Genomic DNA, 12,934 nt, shown 5'->3' on the forward strand with positions numbered 1-12,934 from the left:
TTCATACAGTTTGGACACCTGCGATGTTGTATGGGATGTTTATTTTTTATTGCTGGTTTTTCTGTTAATAGACCTTTAAGTATGGGTAGCACTTTTGTCTTAAGACAACTACTGATCCTTAAACGATAACGTAATTTCCGTTTATATTCACTAAATTAGATACGTTAAACTTACAACTAGTTGCCTGTAAAATTATTAGCCTTTATTTTGGCTATTACCTATAAAATATAAAGTCATGAAAAAAATACTTGTATTGCTTATTTGCACTTGCGTGTCCTACGGAGTTACAGCGCAGGAAAAGGAAATTATTGGTGCCTGGGAAACCTTTACAACAGCTGAGAACGGAGAAAAACTTAGGAACGTAGCTATTTTTGCAGAGGATTATCAAGTGTCAACCACGTATGATGCAACTACAGGAAAATCTATACACTCTAATGGGGGTACATGGAAATTAGAAGGGGATACGATGATCAAAAAAGTAGAATTCGACTCAGATCACCCTGAGCAAGTAGGAACTGAAGTACGTTTAGGAGTGGTCATTGCTGATAATGAAATCGAAATTAAAGGCAGTGACATACAATGGAACAGAATAGATCATGGGGAGCCGGGAAAGTTACAAGGAGCCTGGTTAATGTCCGGAAGAATTAGAGAAGGAAAAACTCAAGTACGCGATACGAGTAGTCCAAGAAAAACTATGAAAATTTTATCAGGAACCCGATTTCAATGGATCGCTTACAATACGGAAACCAAGCAATTCATGGGATCTGGTGGAGGAACATATACTACTGTAAATGGTGAATACACAGAGAACATCGAATTCTTTTCAAGAGACGACTCCAAAGCAGGACTGAGCTTAAAATTTAACTATGAGCTTATTAATGGTCAATGGCACCACTCAGGATTGTCAAGTAAAGGTGATCCAATTCTTGAAATATGGAGTGTCCGAAAGTAATTAAAGCATCTTCAAAGAAAAAACGAAAAGCTAATAATACACTAATTAATATAACAGCTTGTAAAGGAGATAGCGTACTTATGCATGGTGAGCGATAAAATATTTCTTATATATGGATTCCTTCCAAAAAGAATATAAACGATATAGGATGTCTTTCTCTTGGCAGGGAACGATAATCAAGCAAATCGAGGTCGGAAAGGGTAGAAAGCGAATAAAGAATTTTGAATATCGAATGTAGAAATTAAAACTTTGAATGTAAAATTCTATAAGTATTCTGTTGCCTGCCATCCTGTTTCTTGCCTCCCTTCTATAAACTTTTATCTTCTGGCTAGTGGCTATTAATCAGTGCCTATCAAAATTCGCTTATCTAAAATAAAATATGTAGTTTAGAGACAGTAAAAACCAAATCCCCACCCCGCTTGGTAACTTTTATAGTTTCTTTGATGAGAGACATCTTAGAAATAAACAATCAACAAGGTTAGAGACTAATTTAGTGTAAAATCTAATCTTTAACTTGTGTAAACGATTTCCCTTAACGAACGTTAAAAAAAAACACCCGAACTAAAAATGAATAGTTTTAATCTGACAACATATTTGACTTCAAATCTTAATATAGATGAAAAAGAAATTTCATCAATAGTTGAAAACTGTAAAATAAAAAAGGTTAAAAAAGAGCAATTTCTCTTACGTGAAGACCAACATTGCAATCACACATTTTTTGTAGAAAAAGGGTTGTTAAGACAATTTTCGATTGATGAAAAAGGAAAAGAACATATCCTATCCTTTGCACCCGAAAATTGGTTTGTAACTGACAGGCAAAGTGCATATTTCGATAAACCATCTGCATATTATATCCAAGCGTTAGAAGACAGTCAAGTTGTTATAATAGATGAGAATTTTGTGCAATTACTTTCAAAGAAAATCCCCGCCTTCTCTGACTTTAATAATAAATTATTACATAATCATATTCGGCATTTACAGAACAGGATTAATCTGTTATTAAGTGCTGTGGCAGAAGACAGGTATTTACAATTTATTAAAATGTATCCAGACATACTTTTGAGAGTTCCACAAACAATGGTCGCTTCATATTTAGGAATCACACCAGAAAGTTTAAGTCGTGTCCGTAAGGAATTAGCACAAAAAAACTTTAAAAGTTAGGTTCTTATCATACATCAATGCAGAGGTGCGTTTGCCTATATTAATTTGGGTACAAAATCAAGAGATATGAAAACAAGAACAGTAGAATTAATAGCAAGTCCAAGAGAACCTCATTTCGTTGGCGACGGTTTTAGAGTGCATAATTTTATCCCAAGCGGTTTTAGACTTGATATGCAACGAATGACGCCATTCATCTTATTGGATTACAATTCAACCTATAATTTTCCACCTTCAGAAAAACCTAAAGGTGTCGGAGTTCATCCACACAGAGGTTTCGAAACTGTTACGATAGCCTATAAAGGTAAAGTCGCACACCACGATAGTAGTGGTGGTGGTGGAACTATTGGAGAAGGTGACATACAATGGATGACCGCAGCAAGCGGAGTTCTTCACAAAGAATACCACGAAGAAGAATGGAGTAAAAAGGGTGGCGATTTTCAAATGGTACAATTGTGGGTAAACCTCCCCAAAAAGGACAAAATGAGTACACCAAAATATCAAGCTATTAAATATAACGATATCAACCGTGTCGAATTAAAAAACAATGCAGGACACATAGAAATAATAGCAGGCGAATACAAAGAAACGAAAGGAGTGGCTTCAACCTTTACGCCAATACATATGTTGAATGCAAAACTGAACGAAGGTGGAAAAGCTAAATTTCAATTTCCCGCCAATTACAATACTGCACTACTTGTATTAGAAGGGAACATTATAATCAATGGCGAAGAGGAGGCAACAACAGATCATCTAGCACTTATGGCAAACGATGGGGAAACCTTTGAAATCGAAGCAATAGATAATGCCGTTGTTTTAATATTAAGTGGCGAACCTATTAACGAACCCATTGAGGCACACGGTCCTTTTGTAATGAACACCAAAGAAGAACTGAAAGAGGCTTTTAACGATTTCAACAATGGCAAGTTTGGTTATTTAGAAGATTAAACTAACAACATTAAAAACAATTTTCTTATGGATAATTCAATAGCATTACCACTTATACAGTATAAAGGGTATGAACAGAAAAAAATGACCTTGCATCTGTTTTTACAAATTGTGGGTAAAATTCGTTTAGAGTTGTCACCTCGAAAAAATCATTGGTGGTACGTAACGGAATATATTTCCACTAAAGGATTTACTACTGGATCTATACCCTACAAAAAAGGTATGCATACATTTGATATTACAATAAACGTACATCAGCACCAACTCGAAGTCAATACAAGTAAAGGCCAATCAGCAAAATTTTCTTTACTCAATAAATTAACGGTTGCAGAATTCTATCAGAATTTGTGGTCTATTCTCGAGCAATTTAATATTCCAATTTCTATTTTGGCAAGACCTTACGATTTAGAAATTGATAAACCTTTTAAGGAAATTACCGAGTATTATCACTACGAAAAAACTTATACAAAAGATCTTTGGCAAATCCTACTTTGGGTAGATGGAGTTTTTAAAGAGTTTAGCGGACGTTTTTATGGAAAAACCTGTCCTGTTCACCTGTATTGGCACTCTATGGATTTGGCGGTAACACGGTTCTCTGGTAAAGAAGCGCCTGCCTTGAGTGATGATGCAAGAATATCAGACAAGGATGCCTATACGCACGAGTGCATCAGTTTCGGTTTTTGGGCAGGAGATAAGAATATTCCAGAACCTGCATTCTATTCGTACACCTATCCTTCACCCGAAGGGTTAGATAGTGAAACATTGGAGCCTTCAACGGCTAAATGGATTGACAGCAATGGAAGCCCAATGGCTATTTTAACATATAACCATCTGTTAGAAGCAGATGACCCACGTTCGACACTTCTTGATTTTTTGGAATCTGCCTATACAGTGGGAGCTAAAAAAGCCAATTGGGATATTGAGAAATTAAAAGTACCAGAACTTGCTGACTTATAAAACTTTGTTATTACGGAAACAGGAAGATTAGAAGCCTTTAGTGATGGTGTATTAGCCATAATTATAACAATAATGGTATTGGAAATGAAAGTTCCAGAAGGTTCAAATTTTGAAGCATTAAAACCAGTCCTTCCAGTTTTTCTTACATATGTCTTGAGTTTTATCTATTTAGCGATTTATTGGAATAATCATCACCATTTTTTGCAAGCTGTGAATCGAGTGAACGGAAAAATTTTATGGGCAAATCTCAATTTATTGTTTTGGCTTTCACTTTTTCCTTTCGTTACTGGCTGGATGGGCGACAACCATTTTGAGATTGTCCCAATTGGCCTGTATGGTGTAATATTATTCATGGCTGCATTGGCATTTAAGATTTTAGTTTATTTTGCAATAAAAACGAGGGAAAAAATTCGAAAGTCGGCAAAGTTTACAGTATCGATAAACGATTGAACGTTTCGCTTTTGCTTTATTTAGTAGGTATTGCCATATCCTTATTTCAGCCTATAATCAGCCTTCTGGTATATTTGGGCGTTGCTATTATTTGGATCAGACCTGACCCAAGAATCGAAAAAACTTTAAAAGATTAAGCTATGTTGAAAAAAGAATATACGAACGGAGAAATAACCATTCTATGGAGGCCCGAAAAATGCATTCATTCAGGTATTTGTGTAAAAACATTGCCTAAAGTTTATAATCCAAAAGAAAGACCTTGGATAAAACCTAAAAATGCCACAACCAAAGAATTGATAAAACAAGTAGCTAAATGTCCATCGGGAGCATTACGTATTAAACAGGACAAGAAATCTATGACAAAAATTGGAAGAGAAGACAACGGGAAAAAGGGACGCTTTATAATTTATGAAAATGATAAATTTGCTGGAGAAATGACTTATACGTGGGCAGGAAAATCAAAATTCATTATCAACCATACAGGAGTCGAAGAACAGTTTAGCGGAAAAGGATTCGGAAAGAAATTGGTAATGAAATCAGTAGAATTCGCACGTAATAATGATTTGAAAATCTTACCACTTTGTCCTTTCGCAAAAAAAAGTATTTGACAAAGATGATAGTATTGAAGATGTTCGTGCATAAGCATTACTGTAAGCTTCCCTTAAAACCGAACTGTTTATAAGTAAGAATAAAATTTTTAATTTGAAACAGATATGGTATGGGACTAAGATCTCAAACGAGTAGAGAGGTTTTAAATGACAATGTATATTGGAACTCTTAATATGAAACACTTTCTATGATATTCGGATACTCTATATTTTAATGTTAACACGACAATAGGGTATTCTATCCAAAGCCTATTTTACCGTAGGTTCAAGTTGATAGGTTCTGCCTACTGGCGTATTTTAATTCCAATTTATATTCACTACATTAGATCTCTTAAAACCATTCATCTACCCCAAAGACGCACAATTACAAGAAATAGATCACACGAATAAACCTTTTACACGATGAAAAATAATTTTCGACTGCTCCCGCTGTATGTATTACTAACATTTTATATACAAGTCAACGCTCAAAACGTCACCGATACCAGACTCTTACATTCTCCTGCAGTCAGTGCAGAACATATTGCTTTTATCTATGCTGAAGATTTGTGGATCGCAGCTAAGGATGGCTCGAGTCCTCGCAGATTGACCATTGACGAAGGTATTGAGTCCAATCCGGTGTTTTCTCCAGACGGATCCCATATCGCATTTAGTGCGCAGTATGATGGGAATACAGATGTATTTGTGATTCCGTCAAGCGGAGGTATTCCTAAACGACTTACCTGGCACCCTTCACCGGATTTTGTTCGAGATTTTACACCCGATGGTTCCAAAGTACTTTTCAATTCGCGTAGGTCAAACTATACTACACGTCATGCAAAATTATATACAGTAGCCATTACAGGCGGACAACCTATGGCACTCCCGATTCCAACTGCATTTAGTGCGTCATTATCTCCGGACGGACAGTATGTAGCGTATAATCCGATCTATGAGGTATTTGGTCAGTGGAAAAATTATCGTGGAGGTACCCAAGCAAGAATTTGGATCTATGATAACAATACACAAGAAGTGGTCGAAGTACCTAAACCCAAAGCAGGCGGTAATGATGCAAGTCCACAATGGCTCCAAGACAAGGTATATTTTAGGAGTGATCGCAATGGTGAGTTCAATCTGTATGTCTACGACCCGGCTACAAAGGAGGTACGTCAATTGACCAGTTATACCGATTTTCCGGTACTCAATCTGTCTGCCAACGGTTCCAGCTTGATCTATGAACAGGCAGGATATCTTCATTTGTTCGATACCGGATCCAATAAAAGTACAAAATTAACCATTGGTATCGCCACTGATTTACTCGAAATGCGAAGTCGCTATGTCTCGGGAGCTGATTATATTCGAAGTGCCGGTATTTCACCTTCGGGAGCCAGAGCTGTTTTTGATTTTAGAGGAGAGATTATAACCGTTCCCGCCGAAAAAGGGGATGTGAATAATCTCACCAATACGCCGGGAGTCCATGAAAAATATCCAACTTGGTCTCCTGATGCAAAACATATAGCATACTTTTCGGATGCGAGTGGAGAATATGCATTGCATTTAAAATCTACAGCGAATGGAAACGTGATAAATCTTCCGCTTAGTGGAACCGGATTTTATGCTTATTTACACTGGTCTCCCGATAGTAAAAAACTGTGTTTTGTCGATAACGGACGAAATTTATACGTTACTGACGTTGCTTCCAAAAAGGTGACTAAAATAGCCACCGATGTATTGTATCAGCCAGGCGCTTTTAGAGACTTATTTGGATCCTGGTCGCATGACTCCAACTGGGTGTCGTATACGATTGTTACCGAAACCAATTTTGAGCAAGCCTTTGCATATTCGGTTGATCAAAATAAATCCTATGCTATTTCTGACGGACTTTCTAATGTATCAGAGCCTGTCTTTGACCCGAGTGGTAAATATTTGTACATGACCGCTTCAACGGATGCCGGACCGGTGGTTAACTGGTTTGATCAATCCAATCAGGACATGGAACTGAGCAATGCAATCTATGTAGTCACCTTGCAGAAAGATTTGATCTCCCCCTTGATAAAAGAAAATGATGTAGAAGAAGTAAAAGCAATTGCAGAAGAAGAAGAAGAAAAAGACGAAGCGAACAAAAAAGATAAAAAGAAAGACAAAAAGAAGACGGAAATCAAACCCTTACGTATTGATTGGGAAGGGATTCAGAATCGTATTATCAACCTTCCAATTCCGACAGGTATCTATAGCAACCTAACAAGTGTTGAAGAAGGAAAACTCATGTACTTATCTCAAAAAGCACACAGTAGTTTTAGAGATCCTCAATCTTTAATGCGCTTTGATTTTGAAGAAAGAAAAGCAGAAGAAGTAATGGAAGCAGATAGCTTCGAGATTTCGGCAGATGGAAAGAAAATGATGTTTCGCAAAGGAGATGCCTGGGGAATCACCGAAGTAGGGAAAAAACCGGAAAATGGTAATCTTGCCATTGATGCCATCAAGGTAAAAATAGATCCGGTCAAAGAGTGGAACAATATATTTGAAGAAACCTGGCGCGTCAACAGAGACTATTTTTACGATCCGGGCATGCACGGACTTGACTGGAAGGCTACCAAGGAAAAATACAAACCTTTTCTATCAGATGTTGTAAGCCGAAGTGATTTGTATCGTGTAATGCAATGGATGTGTAGTGAACTAGCAGTAGGTCACCATCGTTTTCAGGATCGGGGGGATCGAATGCGAACTCCCGAACGTGTTAGTGTCGGTTTATTAGGTGCAGATTATAAAATAGCTAATAACCGCTACCAGTTTGAGAAGATCTATGGCGGACTTAATTGGACACCGGATTTACGCTCCCCGTTGACAGAACCGGGAGTGAATGTCAAAAAAGGAGAATACCTCATTGAAGTTGATGGAAAATCGGTTACTGCGGATCAAAACTTTTTTAGCTTTTTTGAAAATAAAGCTGATAAAATAGTCACCTTGAAAGTGGGGTCGGATCCAAACGGAAAAGATGCCAGAGAGGTAAAGGTCGTTCCGGTGGATGACGAACGAGCCTTGAGAAATCGAGATTGGGTAGAAGGCAATTTAAAAAAAGTGGATAAAGCAACCAACGGACAAGTGGCATATGTATACGTGCCTAATACGGCTGATGCAGGACATGAATACTTTAAGCGATATTTCTTTCCCCAAGTAAATAAAAAAGCAGTGATCATTGATGAGCGACACAACGGCGGCGGTCAGTTGGCAGATTACTATATTGATATTTTGAAAAAACCATATCAATCCCACTGGAATTTTAGGTACGGGAAAGATCTGAAAGCACCAAGTGGCTCTATCCAAGGACCCAAGGTGATGCTAATTGATGAAACGGCCGGATCAGGAGGTGATTATTTACCTTGGATGTTCAAGAAATATGGACTCGGTAAATTAATTGGTAAAACGACCTGGGGTGGTTTGGTAGGCATACTCGGCTATCCTGAATTTATCGATGGCGGCAGTGTAACCGCCCCGAATGTGGCATTTTATAATGAAGACGGTTTTAGAATTGAAAATGAAGGGGTAGCACCGGATATCGAAGTAGAGCAGTGGCCAAAAGAAGTGATGAAAGGTCAAGATCCTCAACTACAAAAAGCAATTGATGTTGTACTCAAGGAACTTGAAGCGAATCCTGTTACCTACCCTAAGCGACCAGAATATCCGGTAAGAGTGAATAAAGCTAATTGACACTAGTAGAAGTAATATTGGACACATAGAGTGATTCAAATATTTATTGGTTATTTAGTTTACTAATACATCCGAAAATATCTTAGAACAGCTCCTTTCCCTTGACAGGGAAAGGTTGCTAAGCGAAGCGCGATTGGTGAATTTTGAGTTCAGAATTCCGAATATTGAATAAAGGAGTCAAAATTTCAAATGTTAAATACTAAAGTTAAAATTTAAAAGTGTTTTTTTTATATCCATTATTTTAAGCTCGCTGTCAAATCATTGTCACCTCGAGCGGAGTCGAGAGGTCGAGCATTACGGTGAAGATTAGGTCTCGACTTTAGTTTATCCTGAGCGCAGACGGAGGGCTCGACCTGACAGAGAGGAGCTATCAACAGAACTTTTTATAGCAGATACATCCAAATAACTACTCCTTCCCTTGACAGGGAAAGGTGGCTAAGCGAAGCGCGGTTGGTGAATTTTGAGTTCAGAATTTTGAATGTTGAATAAAGAAGTCAAAATTTCAAATGTTAAATACTAAAGTTAAAAGTATCCTACATCCTGATTCATGTTTTACCCGATATATAAATTCATCTTTTGATTTTGTTATCAGTTATTCGAACAGTATACTAAAATTAACTCCTTTCCCTTGACAGGGAAAGGTGGCTAAGCGAAGCGCGGTTGGTGAATTTTGAGTTTAGAATTCTGAATATTGAATAAAGAAGCCAAAATTTAAAAGTGTTTTTTTTATATCCATTATTTTAAGCTCGCTGTCAAATCATTGTCACCTCGAGCGGAGTCGAGAGGTCGAGCATTACGGTGAAGATTAGGTCTTGACTTTAGTTTATCCTGAGCGCAGACGAAGGGCTCGACCTGACAGAGAGGAGCTAATAACAGAACTTTTTATAGCAGATACATCCAAATAACTACTCCTTTCCCTTGGCAGGGAAAGGTGGCTAAGCGAAGCGCGGTTGGTGAATTTTGAGTTCAGAATTTTGAATGTTGAATAAAGAAGTCAAAATTTCAAATGTTAAATACTAAAGTTAAAAGTATCCTACATCCTGATTCATGTTTTACTCGATATACAAATTCATCTTTTGATTTTGTTGTCAGTTATTCGAACAGTATACTAAAATTAACTCCTTTCCCTTGACAGGGAAAGGTGGCTAAGCGAAGCACGGTCGGAAAGGGTAGAAAACGAATTTCTAATGTTGAGGCTGAAATTTTAAATGTAGAAATGTCTTGCATCCTGATTCCTATATCCTTTCTCAACTATTTTTATAAAACAATCGTTTCGTGCCATTGTCCTTACATCAAGTATCCAAAAAAATCGTCTATCTAAAATAAAATACGTAGCTTAGTAACACTTAAAACCAAATCTATCCTAACGCCCCTCTCATTTTTGTATGAACCCTCTTTCTTATGGTTTATGAAACAGTTAAAATAGTGGTTTGAGTACCACTTAAAGTGTCAAAGTCAACGTTACATCCTATGAAAAATTTTAAATTTTACATCAAGACAATTTTAATTTGCTTATTCGTAGCTGTGTTTAACAGTATCGAAGCTCAAAACCGGAAAGAAGTTGGGAACATGATTTTGGAGAATGTTCCTGAAATTCCTGAAGAAATTACGACTAGAATACAGCAATATCAAAATACCAGATCGGCATCTTTTGTAGATTGGCTACCTAATGATGAGGGTATATTGATCTCTACGCAATTTGGTAATACTTCGCAATTGCATACAGTACTCCAAGCGGGCGGAGCTAGGAATCAAATAACATTTTTTGATGAACCCGTCAGTAACGGTTCTTTTAGTCCATCAGTCACATATAACGGATTTCTTTTTACAAAAGATATCGGCGGAAATGAGTTCTCTCAGATATACTGGTATGATATGAACAATCGTACATCTACTATGATAAGTGACGGAGAGTCCAGGAATTACGGAATTAATTGGTCAAATAAGGGAGATAGGTTTGCATTTACTTCGTCGAGAAGAAATAAAAAAGATTTTGATATTTACATTTCTGATATGAAATCACCTAAATCAGCTACGCTCAAAGTTGATCGCGGTGGGGGCTATTGGATAGTATCAGATTGGTCTCCCGATGACAGCAAATTAATTATTACCCAATATTTGTCAAGTACAAAATCCAATGCTTTTATCTTCAATATTGAAACAAATAAATTGACCCAAATAAATGATGATAAAACTGAAGCGGTTTTTCTAGCCAGATTTTGGGATAAAACTGGAAAAAAAATCTATGCGACAACGAATCAAGGGAAAGAATTTAATACACTGGTGCAATACGATGTGGATACCAAAGAAATAACATATGTAACCGATAAAATTGAATGGGATGTTGAGGAAGTAGCGATAAACAAACCGAAAACAAAAGCTGCTTTTACGGTGAATGAAAACGGATTTAGCCGTTTGTATTTATTAGATCTTGAGTCTAACACCTATGAGAAAGTTTCAAATTTACCACTTGGTCAGATTTCTTCTTTTAAATTTCATCCTTCACAAGCAACTTTGGCAGTAACGTTGAATACAGCTGAAACGCCCGGTGATGTATATTCTATTGACCTTACCACAGGGGAGCACAAACGATGGACGAGCAGTGAAGTAGGTGGATTAGATACAAGCACCTTTCCAAAACCAGAGCTTATAAGCTATGAAACTTATGATGAAGTAGATGGAAAAAAGAGACAAATACCTGCATTTGTATACAAACCTCAAAACACAGCGGGTCCTTATCCTGTAATGATTTCCATACATGGGGGACCGGAAGGGCAGCATACACCTAATTTTTCTTCATTTTATGCTTTTTTGGCTAATGAAATGGGTATTGCCATTATTGCTCCTAATGTTCGCGGATCCTCAGGATACGGAAAAACATATTTAAAGTTGGATAATGGTTTTAAAAGAGAGGATTCGGTTAAGGATATTGGAATGTTAATAGAATGGATTGAGAAAACGCCTGAATTTAATAAAGACAAAATCGCTGTTTTTGGAGGATCTTATGGCGGATATATGGTATTATCATCTATGTATAATTTTGGAGATAAGCTACAATGTGGTATTGACATCGTAGGAATTAGCAATTTTGTAACCTTTCTGGAAAACACAGAAGCGTACAGGAGAGACTTAAGAAGGTTGGAATATGGAGATGAAAGAGATCCAAAGATGAGGGAATATCTGTTATCCATTTCGCCGACTAATCACATTGATAAGATTACGAAACCACTTTTCGTTATCCAGGGAGCCAATGATCCACGTGTTCCGGCAAGTGAATCTGAACAAATGGTTAAATCGATTAGAGAAAATAAAGGCGAAGTTTGGTATATGTTGGCCAAAGATGAGGGTCACGGTTTTAGAAAAAAAGTAAACAGAGATCGAATGACAGAAGCAATTGCTATGTTTTTACAAACTAATTTATTAAACGAATAAAGTGTATTTATAAGCTTTAAAAAAGTTCAAATAATGTAGTTACAATCACGCCATTGTGATTTCTTGGTTGTACAGAAAGTAATTGTCTTTCCGTTTTTATCTTTAATTGAAAGGGTGGGGCTAAAACATCAAGGCCACTTTGTTTTTTAAGCCGGGTTCCTTGTCCTGAGATGATATCCTTATTGGGCACAAAGACCCCAGCAGGGATATGTTCTGTCAAAATTATATAGTTGTACGCACGCAGTTTCTCCAAAATACTGTGTACCTCTGCATTGGATAAATGCTGTAAGACCTGTCTCACCAATGCACAATCTCCTATGGGCAAACTATCTTTAGCAATATCTGAACACCTAAACTCTAGATTTTTGGCGTGATAGGTGTTTCTGTTACGTTCGATGAGTTTTGGAACGATATCGATTCCAATATATTTTTTAGTAAACGGAACTAATTGTTTTCCGATATTAAAATCTCCACAACCTAAATCACAAACAATAAGCGGATTTTCAAATGAAGTTAGAAAAGAGGTAACCGCAGTAATATAAGGATCGACTATTTCATGATCATGAGATCCGTCGCCTGAGTAGAAATCGGATGATTCTCCGCCCCAGAGCTTCATTTCATATACTTGTTGCATAGCAGCTTGGGTAGGCCATGGTTTTTTTACCGAATTAGGTGTGCCTTCTTTCTTCTCCATAAAGTAACACTTAGGATGATATAAACGATCTTCGTATCACAAACGTAC

General features: G+C 37.1%; 9 protein-coding genes and 1 pseudogene. 9 read left to right on the forward strand and 1 reads right to left on the reverse strand.

Annotated features, from left to right (window positions below):
• Positions 1-235: 235 nt before the first annotated feature.
• The 9 genes and pseudogenes from BD809_RS11840 (at position 236) to BD809_RS11880 (ending at position 12,192) form a co-directional block, all read left to right on the forward strand.
• Positions 236-952: a membrane or secreted protein gene (locus BD809_RS11840; protein WP_148783196.1), complete on the forward strand. Its 717-nt coding sequence runs from the start codon at positions 236-238 to the stop codon at positions 950-952.
• Positions 953-1,519: 567 nt separating this feature from the next.
• On the forward strand, positions 1,520-2,113 hold the full coding sequence (locus tag BD809_RS11845) for a Crp/Fnr family transcriptional regulator (RefSeq protein ID WP_148783197.1): 594 nt from the start codon (positions 1,520-1,522) through the stop codon (positions 2,111-2,113).
• Positions 2,114-2,179: 66 nt separating this feature from the next.
• Positions 2,180-3,058 (forward strand): pirin family protein, encoded by an 879-nt coding sequence (locus BD809_RS11850; RefSeq protein ID WP_148783198.1) that lies wholly within the window; start codon positions 2,180-2,182, stop codon positions 3,056-3,058.
• A gap of 27 nt (positions 3,059-3,085) precedes the next feature.
• Positions 3,086-4,015: a DUF5996 family protein gene (locus tag BD809_RS11855; RefSeq protein WP_148783199.1), complete on the forward strand. Its 930-nt coding sequence runs from the start codon at positions 3,086-3,088 to the stop codon at positions 4,013-4,015.
• Positions 4,016-4,099: 84 nt separating this feature from the next.
• Entirely contained in the window at positions 4,100-4,465 is a 366-nt protein-coding gene (locus BD809_RS11860; protein WP_317130873.1) for a TMEM175 family protein, read from the forward strand.
• Positions 4,466-4,605: 140 nt separating this feature from the next.
• Positions 4,606-4,806: pseudogene (locus tag BD809_RS11865) on the forward strand ((4Fe-4S)-binding protein); the annotation flags it as partial.
• A gap of 93 nt (positions 4,807-4,899) precedes the next feature.
• Entirely contained in the window at positions 4,900-5,073 is a 174-nt protein-coding gene (locus BD809_RS15875; protein ID WP_246131531.1) for a GNAT family N-acetyltransferase, read from the forward strand.
• A 402-nt stretch (positions 5,074-5,475) separates the two neighbouring features.
• Entirely contained in the window at positions 5,476-8,760 is a 3,285-nt protein-coding gene (locus tag BD809_RS11875) for a S41 family peptidase (RefSeq protein WP_148783200.1), read from the forward strand.
• 1,470 nt (positions 8,761-10,230) lie between these two features.
• On the forward strand, positions 10,231-12,192 hold the full coding sequence (locus BD809_RS11880; RefSeq protein WP_148783201.1) for a S9 family peptidase: 1,962 nt from the start codon (positions 10,231-10,233) through the stop codon (positions 12,190-12,192).
• 16 nt (positions 12,193-12,208) lie between these two features.
• Here BD809_RS11880 and BD809_RS11885 read toward each other — a convergent pair whose 3' ends face one another.
• Positions 12,209-12,886 carry a class I SAM-dependent methyltransferase gene (locus tag BD809_RS11885; protein ID WP_148783202.1) on the reverse strand — a complete coding sequence of 226 codons (678 nt, stop codon included), beginning with the start codon at positions 12,884-12,886 and terminating at the stop codon, positions 12,209-12,211.
• Positions 12,887-12,934: the final 48 nt, after the last annotated feature.

This window comes from Aquimarina intermedia (assembly GCF_008124785.1).
GTDB lineage: Bacteria > Bacteroidota > Bacteroidia > Flavobacteriales > Flavobacteriaceae > Aquimarina > Aquimarina intermedia.

Bases quoted from the DNA above. Each gene is read 5' to 3' on its own strand.
- BD809_RS11850 (WP_148783198.1), top strand. From the start codon at position 2,180: ATGAAAACAAGAACAGTAGAATTAATAGCAAGTCCAAGAGAACCTCAT.
- BD809_RS11860 (WP_317130873.1), top strand. From the start codon at position 4,100: ATGAAAGTTCCAGAAGGTTCAAATTTTGAAGCATTAAAACCAGTCCTT.
- BD809_RS11855 (WP_148783199.1), top strand. From the start codon at position 3,086: ATGGATAATTCAATAGCATTACCACTTATACAGTATAAAGGGTATGAA.
- BD809_RS11885 (WP_148783202.1), bottom strand. From the start codon at position 12,886: ATGGAGAAGAAAGAAGGCACACCTAATTCGGTAAAAAAACCATGGCCT.
- BD809_RS15875 (WP_246131531.1), top strand. From the start codon at position 4,900: ATGACTTATACGTGGGCAGGAAAATCAAAATTCATTATCAACCATACA.
- BD809_RS11840 (WP_148783196.1), top strand. From the start codon at position 236: ATGAAAAAAATACTTGTATTGCTTATTTGCACTTGCGTGTCCTACGGA.
- BD809_RS11875 (WP_148783200.1), top strand. From the start codon at position 5,476: ATGAAAAATAATTTTCGACTGCTCCCGCTGTATGTATTACTAACATTT.
- BD809_RS11845 (WP_148783197.1), top strand. From the start codon at position 1,520: ATGAATAGTTTTAATCTGACAACATATTTGACTTCAAATCTTAATATA.
- BD809_RS11880 (WP_148783201.1), top strand. From the start codon at position 10,231: ATGAAAAATTTTAAATTTTACATCAAGACAATTTTAATTTGCTTATTC.